This window comes from Escherichia sp. WS1118, assembly GCF_046487695.1.
In the GTDB taxonomy this organism is placed as follows: domain Bacteria; phylum Pseudomonadota; class Gammaproteobacteria; order Enterobacterales; family Enterobacteriaceae; genus Escherichia; species Escherichia coli.
Genome location: NZ_JBJQIZ010000004.1, coordinates 155,923 through 170,088, shown reverse-complemented (window position 1 = coordinate 170,088; position 14,166 = coordinate 155,923). Strand labels below are relative to the sequence as shown.

Below are 14,166 nucleotides of genomic sequence, written 5' to 3'. Positions count from 1 at the left end.
ATACGTTGCAGTTGACGCCCTGGTAAATGAAACAACCTTTTCAGACGGCAATGCAATAACATCGTCACCAACTGTGATGCTCTTATATCCAGGAGCAAACCCGGTAATCATATCCAGTGAATCGTTAAACGGTATCCACACATCAGGTAACGGCTGTAAGACATATTTATACGGCTCCGCAGCCTGGCTTGCGTACTCTCTGGCTGCATCTTCGCTTGCTTTAGCTGCCGTCTGGCTTGCTGCCGATGCTTTCGCTGAGTTCGCAGCCGCTGTTTCGCTCGCCTTTGCGTTGGTTTCACTGGTTTTTGCTGCTTTTTGACTGTTAGCTGATGCAGTGGCAGAAGCAGCCGCCGCACTTGCAGAACCAGCTGCAGCACTCTCGCTTTCGGCTGCTGCAGCCTGACTACTTTTCGCCGCAGTTTCGCTGGCTTTGGCATTCGTTTCGCTGGTCTTCGCTGCTGTCTGGCTGGACTTTGCGTTAGTTTCACTCGTCTTCGCAGCTTTCTGGCTGTTAGCCGCAGCAGTTGCTGATCCGGCTGCTGAAGTCGCAGAACCGGCCGCCGCACTCTCGCTTTCAGCTGCTGCATCCTGACTGCTTTTCGCCGCAGTTTCACTGGCTTTGGCATTCGTTTCGCTGGTTTTCGCTGCCGTCTGGCTGGACTTCGCGTTGGTTTCGCTCGTCTTTGCGGCTGTCTCACTGTTTTTCGCGTTGGTTTCTGATTTTTTGGCTGCAGTCGCGGAGTTTGCCGATGCAGTCTGTGAGGCCGCTGCCGCCTGTGCGCTGTTAGCTGCGTTCGTTTCTGAGGTTTTCGCCGCGTTCTTCGATGATGCCGCTGCTGTTTCGGATTTCTTTGCCGCCGCTGCGCTCTGAGAGGCGGCTTCAGCGTTGCGTGCCGCTTCTTCCACCATTTCCTCAAAACGACGCAATGCCTCCGGCATGACATCATCTTCCGTCATGGCACCGAGAAAATCATTCAGCGTCCCCGGCTTAGAATCTTCATACACGGTGATGGTCCCGGCATGTGAAGGCGGAAAACCTTCAACCAGCAGGATAACGCTGTACTGGCCATACTCAACATCCATACTGTAACGCCCGGCTTCATCCGGATTTTCTGAGGCCACCGTGTTTACCACAACCGTGGTGCTGTTACGTTTTGCTTTGAGCTGAATGGTGCAGTTCTGTATCGGTTTTCCTGCACCGTCTTTCAGCACACCTGAAATCTGTACTGCCATATTCACTCCACAAATAAAAAAGGCACCATTTCTGGTGCCCGAATTTGGGTTTTAAAATTCAACTGATACTGATACCGGCTGTTGATTTCTTCATCACGACAACAAGAAGGTCGCTGATACTGGTCGTTGGCGTCCAGTTATTTGCACCATATGAAGAAACATTGAAAGTCAGGGTGACATGGCCGTGTCCGGCAGGCATATCAATGACTGATGAAAATACCCTGCTGACATCCGTCGCGGGTTGCTGAAAGATTTCCTGTCCGTTCTTCAGCACCTGCAGCTTACAGGTTGAATACCAGTATGACTGTTGGTTGTTGCTGTTGAAGTTTTCATGCTTACCACCGCGAAACAGAACGGGGGGGATTACTATCTGACGGTCAAAAGCCTGATCATCGTACACCGTGACCGTTATTGTACCGCTGGCATAACTGCTATTTCTCGGAAAGGCTTTTCCCACCGTTTTAACAATATCGCCTTCAATCTGGTTGGCTGACAGTTTTCCCAGAATCCGGCAGTTCTGATTAATCGTGACATTGTTGAGCGTCCCGGAGTTCGCGTTCACGTTACCGCTGATATCCGCATTTTTCGCCGTCAGCCGCCCGTCCGGTGTCAGGGAAAATGCCGGAGGATTACCGCCGCTGGTAATGGTGGGAGCCGTCAGATATTTCAGGAACACTTCATTCATAAATATCTGATCGCCCTGACCAACAAACATCGGCTTTGTATTGCCATTCGCAGGATTAATCATCGCAATCCTGTCCGCCGCCAGCAGCACCTGACTCTGCATACCGTCAGGGGTATTCTCAATACCGGCACCAATACCCGCGATATAAAGGCGTCCGTCCTGCATCTGCTGCAGCTTCACAGCCCACATGCTGTTCAGGTTATTATTTGTATCAACCTGAACCTTCTGTATCTGCTGGATCGCTGCACTCTGGTCTTCCAGTTTCTTATTGACGGTCTGCGTGATTTCATTACTGACATCCGTGATGGACGTTTTGATTTCCGCCAGGTCAGGCGCAAGCTGACCGTTATCAATCTGCGTCCACAACTCCTGAGCCAGATGGGTTTTCCCTATCTCTCCTTTGAAAAAATCCAGATAGCCGGATGCATCATCACTCGGCTGGCCAACAGCCTCCACAAATGCCGATTTGCCAACGGTGTTCACACTGCGGATGTAAAAATAATAATCATGGCCCGGCTTGATATTGATACTGGCAGCTATCCAGTACAGCGCCGTGCCAAGATAGCGGGCTGTGGTTTCAACCTGCCTGATATCCGCAATCCGCTTTTCCGAGAACCAGAACTCAAACTGTACCGTCGGATCATAAACCGCAAGATGCGGCGTGGCGGTTATCTGAAAATAGCCCGGCGTCAGCTCAATCCGCGACGGCACTGCAGGTGCGGCAATCCGGAACGATACCGATGCCGGATCGCCCTGCTGCCCCCAGGCATTTGCCGCCCGGACTGTCAGCCTGTAGTTTCCCAACGCCAGTTGCGTGAAGCGGTATGTGGTTTCCGTCGTCCGGGCCGTGCTGACCAGCCGCTCACTGCCGTCATCCGCTGCCACGGTCAGGCGAAGCATAAAGCTCACGCCCTTCACCACCTTCGGCGTGTCCCAGCGCGCCAGCACCTGGTATTCCCCGCTGTCTGCGGTGACTTCTGCGGTCAGGTGCTGTACTGCTGGCGGCGTGACACCGTTTACCGTTCCGCTCTGGTCGCCGTCAAAGTGCGCCCCGTTATCCACGATGGCCTCTTTTGCCGGTACATGCTGCACGGCGGTGATGGCATACGTACCGTCGTCATTCTCACGGATACTCACACAGCGGAACAGGCGCTGGCGCAGCGTCGGCAGCTTCAGCCCCCACACGCTGTATTCGGCAACGCCGTCAGGAACCCGGCTCACTTTCACCTTCACGCCGTCGGTGACGGACTGAACCTCCACGCTCACCGGATTACCCTGCCCGTCAACCAGGCTTATCAGCGTGGTGCCGGAGGATGGCAGCGTGATTTCACGGTCGAGCGTCAGCGTCCGGGTCTGGCTGTTCACCGCCAGCACGCGCCCGCCGGTGCTGATACCGGCATAGTCATCATCGCAGATTTCAATGACATCGCCCGGTACATGGCGAAGCCCTTCAGCACCCACGCTAAAGTCCACGGTCTGCGTTTCCAGCAGCTCCGTTTTAATCAGCCACAGCCCGGCTCGGTGTGCCTGCCCCCGGCTGGTACAGCCAAAGGCGTCCATCTTCGTGACATTACGACCGTAACGGGCAATGGCCCGCGTGTCCTCCACAAGCTCTGTCGCCGTCTCCCAGCCGTTATCCGGGTCAATCCAGTTCACCTCAACGGCATTATGACGGTCCTTCAGGGCGCTGAAGCTGTAGCGGAACGGCGCGCCATCTTCCGGCATCACCACATTACTGCGGTTATAGGTCCACACCTTATCCGATGGCCGGTCCTGCACGAACGTCAGCGTCTGCCCGTTCCATACCGGCATACAGCGCATCGCCGAGCAGAAATCACTGAGCACATCCCACGCCTTGCGCTGTGTGGTCAGGTACGCATTACAGGTGATGCGCGGCTCCGTGCCGCCAAAGCCGTCCGGCACTGACTGGTCGCAGTACTGGCCGATGACATACAGCGCCCATTTGTCCACATCCGCCGCACCAAGACGTTTCCCCATGCCGTAGCGCGGGTGGGTCAGCATATCCCACAGACACCAGGCCATGTTGTTGCTGTATGCTGGCTTAAACGTTCCGTCCCAGATACCGCTGTATTGCCGCGTCTGCGGGTTATAGTTCGACGGCACCTGCAGAATGCGCCCGCGCAGATGATAATTACGGCTCACCTGCTGGCTGCCGAACTGCTCCGAGTCCACCTGCACGCCGACCAGTGCCGTGTTCGGGTAGCACTGTTTCACATCGATAATTTCGGTGTATGACGACCAGAGCGTTTTGTTCTGCAGCTGGTCTGTGGTGCTGTCCGGCGTCATCCTGCGCATCCGGATATTAAACGGGCGCGGCGGCAGGTTATCCACCACCACCGAGGCCAGGTACTGCGAGGTGGTTTTGCCCTTAATGGTGATGTCTTTTTCCGTCACCCAGCCACCGTTACGCTGTATCTGAACCAGCAGGCGGACTTCCGACGGATTCCGGTCACCCTTTGAGGTGGTTTCCACCAGTGCCTGCACACCGAAGGTAAAGCGCAGACGGTCGATGTTTGCCGACGTGATGGTCCGGGTGATCGGCGTGTCATATTTCACTTCCGTACCCAGCACCGTCTCGGAGCCGGAGGATTCAAACCCCTCCGGCGGTGTCTGCTCCTGCTCACCTGCCCGGAACACCACCGTGACACCGGAGATATTGGTATTCCCCTCACTGTCCAGCACCGGCGTACTGTTCAGCAGCACGCTTTTTAACCCATCCACCGGACCTTCAATCGGCCCTTCGCTGATGACATCGATCACACTCAGCAACTGCGTGGATTTCAGGTTGTCCTTCGCTTCGCGCGGGGTATGCCCCTTACTGCTGCCTTTACCCATTCCTCATGCTCCATAAACGACAAAACCGCCCGCAGGCGGTTTCACATAAAACATGTTCCATCAGCGACCAATCACCACGATTTCACCACCATCACCTTCATCAGCTGTACTGATCTCCTGAGATGCCACACGTGACCCCACGCGCATTTCACCGAACAGAACGGGCAGAACATTACCCTGGGCAACCATGTTATCCAGTGAGGAGAAATAGGTGTTCTGCTTACCGTTATCCGTACTGGTCGCAGTGGGCGTCCGGGCTTTCGGTGCCAGCATCTGCGCCACACCACCGAGCACCATACTGGCGCCGAGAGAAAACAGGATGCCGGTCATACCACCGGCCCCAATGGCTGCCCCCCATGCTGCAAGGGTGGCTCCGGCGGTAAAGAATGATCCGGCAATGGCGGCAGCTCCCAGGACAATCTGGAATACGCCCCCTGACTTGGCTCCGGCGACTCTGGGAACAATATGAATCACAGCGCCGTCAGGCAGAGTCTCATGTAACTGCGCCGTTAACCCGGACGTGCTGACGTCCCGCCCGGCAATCCGTACCTGATACCAGCCGTCGCTCAGTTTCTGACGAAACGCCGGGAGCTGTGTGGCCAGCGCCCGAATGGCTTCAGCCCCCGTTTTCACACGAAGGTCGATGCGGCGGCCAAATCGTTGTAAATCCCCGTAAAGGCAGATGCGCGCCATGCCCGGTGACGCCAGAGGGAGTGTGTGCGTCGCTGCCATTTGTCGGTATACCTCTCTCGTTTACTCAGTTGTTCAGGAATATGGTGCAGCAGCTCGCCGTCGCCGCAGTAAATTGCGGCGTGATTCGGCACCGATGAACCAAAACAGCACAGCAGAACATCGCCCGGCTGTGCCGCTGACAACGGCACCTGATACAGCCCTGTGGCCTCCAGATTATCCAGATAGAGATTCTGACCGTGACGCCACCAGTCATCCCCGCGATGAAAATCCGGCATCTCAATCCCCGCCAGATGATAAGCATCCCGGAACAGCGTGTAACAGTCCGTCACCCCGTGCTCAAAGCGCCGCCCGGTGAGATGCGGCACACAGCGGAACTTGTGAATCGCCCCCCGGCAGACCAGCCACCACGGCAAATCACTCTGCACCTGCAGCCGCCGGTCAGCCTCACTCAGCCAGGGCAGACCACCGGGATGACTGTGGACCAGTGCCACAATCTCACCCTGCATCTCTGCCTGCAGCCAGTCCTCCGGAGCCATCCGGAAATAATCCTCCGGCTCACCGGAAATATTCACGCAGGGAAAATATCTTTCCCCCTCCGGCGCTCTCACCACGAAGCCGCACGACTCCGCTGGCGCACATCGCCGGGCGTGCGCCAGAATCGCTGATTCTGTCTCTGTCATGGGATTACTGCGAAAGTTTGTTAATGGAAAGGAAGCCGCCAAAGTTGCCGACGTTATTGCGAAACTTACAACCGCTCAGGCATTTGCTGCATTTATCCTTCGTGATATCGGACGTTGGCTGGTCATATTCATCCGCGACCGCCGGACCGTGATAACCGCACTCATCGCCGCGATAGGTCCAGGTGCAGGTGTTGGCCAGCATGATACGTCCCGGAAAAACAGCGCCGTCCGTTTCCGTCGGCGTGGACAGTACAAAAGAGGCACTCACCGCGCTCAGTTCGCTGCACTGCTCAATGCGCCAGCGGCTGATCACCTCCTGCTCCGGATCGGCGTCACTGTTTCCGTTGACGAAGTTCACCGCATCCAGAAAACGGGCGTAAACCTTACGCCGGACCACCGTTCCGCCGACCAGACTCTGCAGATCTTCCGCCATCCCGGTGACCATACCGTACAGGTTAGAAACCGTCAGCGTGGGGCGCGTACTGGTGCCTTTGCCATTCAGTTCAAAACCACTCCCCTGAATGGGATACGGCTGATACTGTCGCCCCTGCCAGGTGACCGGCTCACCTTTTTCGTTCTGCTCATTACAGAAAAAATAACGTTCTCCACCGACCTCTGTCAGATCGATTTCCCAGAGCACCACGCTGGCCGACTGCTCCGCACGGGTGCATTCATTCAGTGTTTCCTGCCGGATATCCTGCATCAGTTCACCACCTGTTCAAACTCTGCGCTGAACTCAACACGCAGCATACTGACCCGCGACGACCATTTTGCGCAGGTCACCTTTATCTGCCGCCACTCATAAGGCGGCGTCCACAGAAAGGATTTCCAGCCCCCGTGCTCAGCCAGAAACGACTCAAGCGCCGTGGCCTCCCAACGGGGAACAGAAAGCGTCACGCTGTACGTTTTCAGGTCGGCATTCAGCCCGGCAGGCGCTCGCTGGGAATAGCCATCACCAAAGCGCACCTCCCTGACGGAAGGAGCCGATGTCACATCCATCCCGGGTTTCACTTTCCAGCGGAAGGTTTTCATCGTCCACCTCCGGATAACAAGCCACCATCACGCATCTGTGCCTGAATTTCATCACGGGCACCCTTGCGGGCCATGTCATACACAGCCTTCAGCGCCTGTGGCCCAATCTGCCCGTTCGTGCCGTTGTTGTTAATCACCACATGGTTATTCTGCTCAAACGTCCCGGACGCCTGCGACCGGCTGTCTGCCATGCTGCCCGGTGTACCGACATAACCGCCGGTGGCATAGCCGCGCATCAGCCGGTAGAGATTCCCCACGCCAATCCGGCTGGTTGCCTCCTTCGTGAAGACAAATTCACCACGGTGAACAATCCCCGCTGGCTCATATTTGCCGCCGGTTCCCGTAAATCCTCCAGTTGCAAAATGGAATTTCGCCGCAGCGGCCTGAATGGCTGTACCGCCTGACGCGGATGCGCCGCCACCAACAGCCCCGCCAATGGCGCTGCCGATACTCCCGACAATCCCCACCATTGCCTGCTTAAGCAGAATTTCTGTCATCATGGACAGCACGGAACGGGTGAAGCTGCGCCAGTTCTGTTCACTGCCGGTCAGCATCGCCGCCATATTCTGTGCAATACCATCAAAGGTCTGCGTGGCAGCACTTTTAACCTGCGACATACTGTCCGTGGCGCTCTCTTCCCACTCACTCCAGCCTGACCTGAGGCCTGCCATCCAGCTCCCGCGAAGCTGGTCTTCAGCTGCCCAGGTCTTTTTCTGCTCTGACATGACGTTATTCATCGCCAGAGGATTATCGCCATACTGTTCCTTCAGGCGCTGTTCCGTGGCTTCACGCGCTGCCTGCCGGTCAGTCAGCCCCCGGTTTTTTGCATTAATGGCGGCCCGTTTTGCCCGTTGCTGCTGTGCAAATTTATCCGCCTGCTGTGCCAGCGCGTTCAGGTGCTCCTGATAGGTGACCTTGTCGCCAAGTGCAGCCAGCTGGCGTTTGTACTCCAGCGTCTCATCTTTATGCGCCAGCAGGGATTTCTCCTGTGCAGACAGCTGGCGACGTTGCGCCGCCTCCTCCAGTACCGCGAACTGACTCTCCGCCTTCCACAAATCCCGGCGCTGCTGGCTGATTTTCTCATTCGCTCCGGCATGCTTCTCCAGCGTCCGGAGTTCTGCCTGAAGCGTCAGCAGGGCGGCATGAGCACTGTCTTCCTGACGCTCTCCCGCAGACACCTTCACGCCGGACTGCTTCGGCTTTTTCAGTGTCGCTTCATAGTCCTTTTTCGCCGCCGCCATCAGCGTGTTGTAATCTGCCTGCAGGATTTTCCCGTCTTTCAGTGCCTTATTCAGTTCTTCCTGACGGGCGGTATATTTCTCCAGCGGCGTCTGCAGGCGTTCGTAAGCCTTCTGCGCCTCTTCGGTGTATTTCAGCCGTGACGCTTCGGTATCGCTCTGCTGCTGCGCATTTTTGTCCTGTTGACTCTGCTGCTCAGCCTTCTTTCGGGCGGCTTCAAGCGCAAGACGGGCCTTTTCACGATCATCCCAGTAACGCGCCCGCGCTTCATCGTTAACAAAATAATCATCCTTGCGCAGATTCCAGATGTCGTCTGCTTTCTTAAACGCAGCCTCTGCCTTAATCAGCATCTCCTGCGCGGTATCAGGACGACCAATATCCAGCACCGCATCCCACATGGATTTGAATGCCCGCGCTGTCCTGTCTGCCCAGGTCTCCAGCGTGCCCATGTTCTCTTTCAGGCGGCGGGTCTGGTCATCAAACCCTTTCGTTGCGGCCTCGTTCGCCGCCTGCAATGCCCCGGCTTCATCGCCGGAACGCTGCAACTGAGCAACATACGCAATCTGCTCCGCCGTCACGTTATGGAACTGGCGTGCCATCGCCGTCAGCCCCGACGTCGGGTCTGTGGTCAGCTTCCCGAAGGCTTCAGCGACCTTGTCCACCTCCACGCCGGATGCAGAGGAGAAACGCGCCACACTCTGGCTGATGGACGCAATCTGAGCCTCACCGCTTACCCCCGCCTTAACCAGTGCGCTGAGTGACTCGCTGGTCTGGTTAAACGTCAGCCCTGCCGCCTGCCCGGCTCTGGACAGGACCAGCATACGATCTGCCGTCAGTCCCGCCTGATTGCCGGAAAGGACCAGCGTTTTGTTGAAATCGGACAGGGTTGAGTTGCCCTGATACCAGGCATACGCCAGCGCACCGGTCGCCACCGCCAGCGAGGTGGCCCCCACCATCGGCAGGGTGATCGCACCGGCAAGCCCCCTGAACATGGGGATCATCCCGCCGAAGGAGTCCTTCACCTGCCCCCCCTGTTGCAGCAGGATCAGCCACGGACTTTGCCCGCCTGCAAGCTGCGTGGCCACGTCGGTGAACTGTGCAGGCAGCATACGCATGGCGGCTTTATACTGCCCGACGGAAATCCCCGCTTTCTGTGCAGCCAGCGCCTGTCGGCTCAGCGACTGTTCAACGACTGCCGCTGTTTTTTTCGCATCACTTTCCGTACCGGAAAAATGACGCCTGACTCTGGCCATCTGCTCGTCAAATCTGGCCGCATCCAGACTTAAATCAACGACCAGATCGCCTACCGATTCAGCCATACCGGACTCCTCCTGCGATCCCTTCTGATACTGTCATCAGCATTACGTCATCCTCCGTCATGTCCGCCACATCCGGGGAAGCGGGGATAACTTCATTCCCGTCCGGGCCAAAGCGGACACCTCCGGCAAGCCCTGCCGCTTTCTGCATCAGCACATCATCTTCAGGCTCTTCGTCAGCCTCGCGCCGGTTCAGCAGACTGAAATCCAGCGGATGCATATCCGGATCGCTGAAAAACAGGCTGAGCACGGTGTACGTCAGCCCGGAAAAGTGCATATCCAGCAGAACATCATGAAAATAATGGGTACTGTAAAAGCGGTGCCAGTCGGCATACTCCGTGGATGACATCCCGGCAAGCATGGCACGCCAGTCGGGTCGCCCCATCTCACGCGCCAGTTTCAGGGCAAAACTCAGCTCACCGTCGAACACTTTCCCGCAGAAACAGGCTCTGCAGGCCCGGCGTCATCTGCCTGTTCAGGAGCATCATTCACCACAAACTCATACATACCGGACAGCCGGTACACCACGTTTTCAGCATGAGAAATTGCCTCCGTGGGCCAGGTGGTAAGCACTTCCTGCTCAATCTGTTTAACGGCTTCATTCATGGAAGGCAGCTTTGTCTTCTGCGGATGGTTATGCCACAGGGACATCGCCACCACAAAAGCGCCGGTTCTGATGGCGTCTTCCACAGTAAACTTCCGGTTGCTGTCTGACTCCGCCTGTTCTGCCTGTCGTTTCATCAGGGCGAGATGCTCAATACGCTGCAGGGCTGACAGTTCAGAAAGCGTGACGGTCACACCGTTATGTTCAAATGATTCGGTTTTCAGGAACATCGCTGACTCTCCGGATTAACTGGCGGTGACGTTGATTTCTGCAACCGCAGCAAACTCACCATTACCGGATACAACCGGAATGTTGACCTTGCCTGCAGCAACGCCGTTCACGGTGATGGTCATACCACTGACCGACACGGTGGCTTTTGTTTTATCCGCAGACACCGCACGGAAGCTCTTGTCGGTTACGCCTTCCGGCTGGAATGCCACGGTCAGCGTGGTGCTCTGCCCTTTCACTACGGAAGCACTGGCTGGCGTTACCGTCATGCCGGTTGCCGCTGTTACTGTGCTGCGATCTTCAGCCATCGACGGGCGTCCCACATTGGTGACCTTCACCGTGCGGGTGATCACTTCCTTCGCCGTCACCGCCTTACCGATACTGCTGACCCAGCCACGGAACACATCGACCGTGCCGTTCGGGAAGCGGATTTTATAGGCACGGGTATCACCTTCATTAAACCACGCCAGCAGCGCCTGCTGCCCCTGCTCTCCGGGCATCCACGCCAGCGTGAAGCTGGTATCTCCGGCAGATTTCTGCCCCTGCCCGGTCGCAGTCCAGTCCGCATCTTCATCATCGAGATAGCTGTCGTCATAGGACTCAGCGGTCAGTTCGCCGGGTGTCAGGTCTTTAACTTTTGCCAGACGCGACCAGTCAACGTCTGATAGCGGGTTCGCATAAGGGTCACCGTTCCCCTTATAAACCCACAGTGTGGTCCCGGCACCTTTCACCGGCATTGTAGGATTTGGTACAGGCATAGCGTCCTCACATTTCATAGGTAATGACATAAGTCAGATCGGCTGAACTCCACAGGCCCGCATCATCGTCGCGTCGGTAGTCATAGCCACTGGCCACCATACTGGTGATCAACTCTGACAGTGCCGGGATATCGCTCATCACCGGATAAATCCGGGACTCCATCCACGAATCCAGCTCTGAATCCGGCACCTGAGCAGGCAGGAAAACTTCAATATGCAGCTCCGCCTGCCAGGTATCGCTGTCCAGCTCTTCGCCCGTGTATTCAGCGCCGGTGAGATAAACGGCAACTGCCGGAAAATCCTCCTCATCAAAAACAGCGGGGCGACCATCAAAAAGCGTCGCCCCGGTGTCATGTTTTTCCAGTGCATCCAGTACGGCTGCACGGAGTTCTGTATGTTTCATCGCTTTATTACCATCCTCAGTTGATGCTGCAGCGCATAGCCCAGCTTTTTCGGAAGACGTTCACGCCGTATCCGCTCAATATTCTGTTTAAACGCCGTGGTCAGCGGCACTGCCATCGGGATTTTCACCACATCAATGGGGTAACGGTTTTTCCCGGCCACACGCTGCATGACATGCCACCGGCCATTTTTCAGTTGCTGAATAAACGCGCCGGGAATACGACGGTTTCCCACCACAAGCACGCTGTCGCCACCTTTCAGGGATGAACGCTGCCCCTTTTTACGACGCCTGCGTCGGGACAGGACAACCCGCGCGTTACCCAGCCTGATTACGGGCAAATCCCCCCGGTTAACCTTGATTCTGGCCTGCGGATTTTTGACCGTGGCCCTTTTCAGCCTGGCCCTTTCCTTTACCAGTTTCCGGCGTACCTTTGTCTCACGGGCAACCTGTGACGCAGACTGCGATATCGCGGATGAAGCAACGCGGTTAATGGCCATTGCGGAGGCACCGGGCACCGCCGTTTTGCTGATACGGCTGAGGTTTTCAACGGCCTGCTCAAGACCCTGTATGGCCATACATCCCCCTTTCAGCGACGACGGCTGGCGGCAGGTGGTTGCCCCCGGTTGAGCCAGAGATAACAACTCCCTCCGTCATCCGGAGAAACACGGTCCACCCAGAACATCTCGCCGTTAATGGTCAGCGTGTCACCACGCCGTACAGCACAAACCGTATCCGTAAGCACAAATAATGACGGGTTACTTCCTTCAATACGGATCCCACTACTGGCAAAACCCAGCGACTCCGGATCGTCAAAAACGCCATGAACCTCGCCGCCACGCTGTGCACCGGAGGTGAACTGCGCACTGATGCCCATCACTTCAACAATCGTACTGTCCACCCCGGCAAGGGCGGCATCAAAGGCATTCTGAAAATCACGCATAAACAGCCATTCCACCATCAACGTGTGTTTTTGCATCTGAGGACATAATCAGAATCACCCGACCAACATCCGCAAGCTCAACGGATTCCCCCGTTTCACCATCAACGCCACAGAGATGGAGGCAGGTCAGAACTCTGATGCGCGTTAACGCGCCGGATGTTTCCTCACGAACATCATGAGCCGCGGTTTCCCGCTCCCGGATATCCATATTCATAACCTGTACATCATCGCCGGATGACTGCATTTCCTCTTCCCATTCTGCCACCCGCTGCGCTATCTCTGCGGCACTCCCGGATATATCCGGCTCACGCCCCAGAATCAGGGCCAGTTCATCAAGCCGTTTCAGATTTTGCTCTTTCGTTGCCATATCAGCCCCCTGTGAAAAAAGACACGGGGGCATTTCGCCCCCGCTCACGGATTATTTCACCTGTACCACCACAAACTCATCCGGGTCCGGCAACACCATCAGCGGCGCGGACTGCGTCATGGTAAATTCACGGGCGGGATCCCCTACCGTCAGCCAGTGTTTCGGATAACGGGAAGAGGCCACCACACCTTCGGACAACGCCTGAGCATCCTGAATGGCACCGTAACAACGGATCCCATCTGCAGCAGTATTCCCCAGAACCAGCATGCCATCTGGAAGATAACGTTTTTCGATACCGTCTTCTGCTATATAAGACGTTTTCGCCACCACAATGGCCAGATCGCCGTAATACCCCTTGAAGGACACCACTGCGCCCAGATCTTTCACTGCCGTTTCGAGTTGAGAATTTGAACCGCGACGGGTATCCAGTTTTTCGCGGAACAGCTTAAAACCATTCAGAAGACGCCAGACGGTACCGTCCATAATGGCAATATTCACAAGACCGCTGGCCTGGTCGCAGTAGAGGTCAATATCATGTGTAGGATCGAACGTGTCACGATCCTGTTTTGACCACTCCTTACCACTACCCTGAGTGATGTTATTCTTCGTCGACCTGCCAAAATCGACCTCAATTTTCTCGAACTGGTCTCCTTCCATGGTGTATTTGCCATACAACACAGCATTTACCGCCTGCATTTCTTCCACCTGGACAATCGCGTGCTCTTCCTGTTTGAGGTTATCGGTAATGATACGCAGACGGCGGTAAGCCGGATCATTCAGTTGAGATGGATCTTCACCAGGAAGGCGCTCAACCGCCTGCTGGTAATTAAATTCGTGTTTCGGCTTGACGTAGCCCGGACGCAACACGCGGGTTTCACCACCACGATGACGCAGCACTTTTCCTTCAACAACCGGGGAGACATAGGCCGCCACCGGCGTTTTTCCGGTAATTTTGTCCAGCATCACCTCTTCGGTATGGAAATTCACCGTACGGCGGAAAAACAGTTCAAGAAACAGCGCACGAAATTTAACTTTTTGTTCGGTATAACCGAGTAACTGGCGGGTCGTAAACAATCCCATAAATCAGTTCCTTTCATTCAGAAATCAGTCAGGCCACCGCAGTGGCCTGATA

15 protein-coding genes and 1 pseudogene are annotated in these 14,166 nt (G+C 56.0%); all 16 read right to left on the bottom strand.

Annotation, left to right across the window (positions count from 1 at the left end; genetic code table 11):
* Positions 1–107: 107 nt before the first annotated feature.
* The 16 genes and pseudogenes from ACJHYO_RS09085 to ACJHYO_RS09010 all read right to left on the bottom strand — a co-directional run bounded on the left by ACJHYO_RS09085 (position 108) and on the right by ACJHYO_RS09010 (position 14,114).
* Entirely contained in the window at positions 108–437 is a 330-nt protein-coding gene (locus ACJHYO_RS09085) for a phage tail protein (protein ID WP_307722351.1), read from the bottom strand.
* 432 nt (positions 438–869) lie between these two features.
* Positions 870–1,233, bottom strand: a pseudogene (locus ACJHYO_RS09080) (prophage tail fiber N-terminal domain-containing protein); the annotation flags it as partial.
* A gap of 58 nt (positions 1,234–1,291) precedes the next feature.
* A complete protein-coding gene (locus ACJHYO_RS09075; protein WP_022296423.1) occupies positions 1,292–4,774 on the bottom strand; it encodes a host specificity protein J in 3,483 nt (1,160 codons plus the stop codon).
* 60 nt (positions 4,775–4,834) lie between these two features.
* Entirely contained in the window at positions 4,835–5,407 is a 573-nt protein-coding gene (locus ACJHYO_RS09070; RefSeq protein WP_022296422.1) for a tail assembly protein, read from the bottom strand.
* Positions 5,404–6,147, bottom strand: a complete 744-nt coding sequence (locus ACJHYO_RS09065) for a C40 family peptidase (RefSeq protein ID WP_033556180.1) — start codon at positions 6,145–6,147, stop codon at positions 5,404–5,406. The genes ACJHYO_RS09070 and ACJHYO_RS09065 overlap by 4 nt, the downstream gene beginning before the upstream one ends.
* A 4-nt stretch (positions 6,148–6,151) precedes the next feature.
* Positions 6,152–6,850 (bottom strand): phage minor tail protein L, encoded by a 699-nt coding sequence (locus ACJHYO_RS09060; RefSeq protein ID WP_001152612.1) that lies wholly within the window; start codon positions 6,848–6,850, stop codon positions 6,152–6,154.
* The gene (locus ACJHYO_RS09055) at positions 6,850–7,179 is read right to left on the bottom strand and encodes a phage tail protein (protein WP_022296420.1); all 330 of its coding nucleotides are present in this window, start codon (positions 7,177–7,179) and stop codon (positions 6,850–6,852) included. Before ACJHYO_RS09055 ends, ACJHYO_RS09060 begins: the two co-directional genes overlap by 1 nt.
* Positions 7,176–9,737 carry a phage tail tape measure protein gene (locus ACJHYO_RS09050; protein WP_022296419.1) on the bottom strand — a complete coding sequence of 854 codons (2,562 nt, stop codon included), beginning with the start codon at positions 9,735–9,737 and terminating at the stop codon, positions 7,176–7,178. The genes ACJHYO_RS09055 and ACJHYO_RS09050 overlap by 4 nt, the downstream gene beginning before the upstream one ends.
* Entirely contained in the window at positions 9,730–10,164 is a 435-nt protein-coding gene (locus ACJHYO_RS09045; protein ID WP_000459457.1) for a phage tail assembly protein T, read from the bottom strand. The genes ACJHYO_RS09050 and ACJHYO_RS09045 overlap by 8 nt, the downstream gene beginning before the upstream one ends.
* Positions 10,146–10,568 carry a phage tail assembly chaperone G gene (gpG, locus tag ACJHYO_RS09040; protein WP_000479163.1) on the bottom strand — a complete coding sequence of 141 codons (423 nt, stop codon included), beginning with the start codon at positions 10,566–10,568 and terminating at the stop codon, positions 10,146–10,148. Before gpG ends, ACJHYO_RS09045 begins: the two co-directional genes overlap by 19 nt.
* Positions 10,569–10,583: 15 nt before the next feature.
* Positions 10,584–11,324 (bottom strand): phage tail protein, encoded by a 741-nt coding sequence (locus tag ACJHYO_RS09035; RefSeq protein ID WP_062865217.1) that lies wholly within the window; start codon positions 11,322–11,324, stop codon positions 10,584–10,586.
* A 7-nt stretch (positions 11,325–11,331) separates the two neighbouring features.
* A complete protein-coding gene (locus tag ACJHYO_RS09030; RefSeq protein ID WP_000683149.1) occupies positions 11,332–11,727 on the bottom strand; it encodes a phage minor tail U family protein in 396 nt (131 codons plus the stop codon).
* Positions 11,724–12,302 carry a phage tail protein gene (locus tag ACJHYO_RS09025; RefSeq protein ID WP_410232446.1) on the bottom strand — a complete coding sequence of 193 codons (579 nt, stop codon included), beginning with the start codon at positions 12,300–12,302 and terminating at the stop codon, positions 11,724–11,726. The genes ACJHYO_RS09030 and ACJHYO_RS09025 overlap by 4 nt, the downstream gene beginning before the upstream one ends.
* An 11-nt stretch (positions 12,303–12,313) precedes the next feature.
* The gene (locus ACJHYO_RS09020; RefSeq protein WP_001204540.1) at positions 12,314–12,667 is read right to left on the bottom strand and encodes a head-tail joining protein; all 354 of its coding nucleotides are present in this window, start codon (positions 12,665–12,667) and stop codon (positions 12,314–12,316) included.
* Positions 12,660–13,034, bottom strand: coding sequence for a DNA-packaging protein FI (gpFI, locus tag ACJHYO_RS09015; RefSeq protein WP_000201530.1), 375 nt, complete (start codon positions 13,032–13,034; stop codon positions 12,660–12,662). Before gpFI ends, ACJHYO_RS09020 begins: the two co-directional genes overlap by 8 nt.
* Before the next feature lie 51 nt (positions 13,035–13,085).
* The gene (locus ACJHYO_RS09010; RefSeq protein ID WP_000522651.1) at positions 13,086–14,114 is read right to left on the bottom strand and encodes a major capsid protein; all 1,029 of its coding nucleotides are present in this window, start codon (positions 14,112–14,114) and stop codon (positions 13,086–13,088) included.
* Positions 14,115–14,166 lie beyond the last annotated feature (52 nt).

Bases quoted from the DNA above. Each gene is read 5' to 3' on its own strand.
- gpFI (WP_000201530.1), bottom strand. From the start codon at position 13,034: ATGGCAACGAAAGAGCAAAATCTGAAACGGCTTGATGAACTGGCCCTG.
- ACJHYO_RS09060 (WP_001152612.1), bottom strand. From the start codon at position 6,850: ATGCAGGATATCCGGCAGGAAACACTGAATGAATGCACCCGTGCGGAG.
- ACJHYO_RS09030 (WP_000683149.1), bottom strand. From the start codon at position 11,727: ATGAAACATACAGAACTCCGTGCAGCCGTACTGGATGCACTGGAAAAA.
- ACJHYO_RS09020 (WP_001204540.1), bottom strand. From the start codon at position 12,667: ATGCGTGATTTTCAGAATGCCTTTGATGCCGCCCTTGCCGGGGTGGAC.
- ACJHYO_RS09065 (WP_033556180.1), bottom strand. From the start codon at position 6,147: ATGACAGAGACAGAATCAGCGATTCTGGCGCACGCCCGGCGATGTGCG.
- ACJHYO_RS09055 (WP_022296420.1), bottom strand. From the start codon at position 7,179: ATGAAAACCTTCCGCTGGAAAGTGAAACCCGGGATGGATGTGACATCG.
- ACJHYO_RS09050 (WP_022296419.1), bottom strand. From the start codon at position 9,737: ATGGCTGAATCGGTAGGCGATCTGGTCGTTGATTTAAGTCTGGATGCG.
- ACJHYO_RS09025 (WP_410232446.1), bottom strand. From the start codon at position 12,302: ATGGCCATACAGGGTCTTGAGCAGGCCGTTGAAAACCTCAGCCGTATC.
- ACJHYO_RS09035 (WP_062865217.1), bottom strand. From the start codon at position 11,324: ATGCCTGTACCAAATCCTACAATGCCGGTGAAAGGTGCCGGGACCACA.
- ACJHYO_RS09085 (WP_307722351.1), bottom strand. From the start codon at position 437: ATGCCAAAGCCAGCGAAACTGCGGCGAAAAGTAGTCAGGCTGCAGCAG.
- ACJHYO_RS09075 (WP_022296423.1), bottom strand. From the start codon at position 4,774: ATGGGTAAAGGCAGCAGTAAGGGGCATACCCCGCGCGAAGCGAAGGAC.
- gpG (WP_000479163.1), bottom strand. From the start codon at position 10,568: ATGTTCCTGAAAACCGAATCATTTGAACATAACGGTGTGACCGTCACG.
- ACJHYO_RS09010 (WP_000522651.1), bottom strand. From the start codon at position 14,114: ATGGGATTGTTTACGACCCGCCAGTTACTCGGTTATACCGAACAAAAA.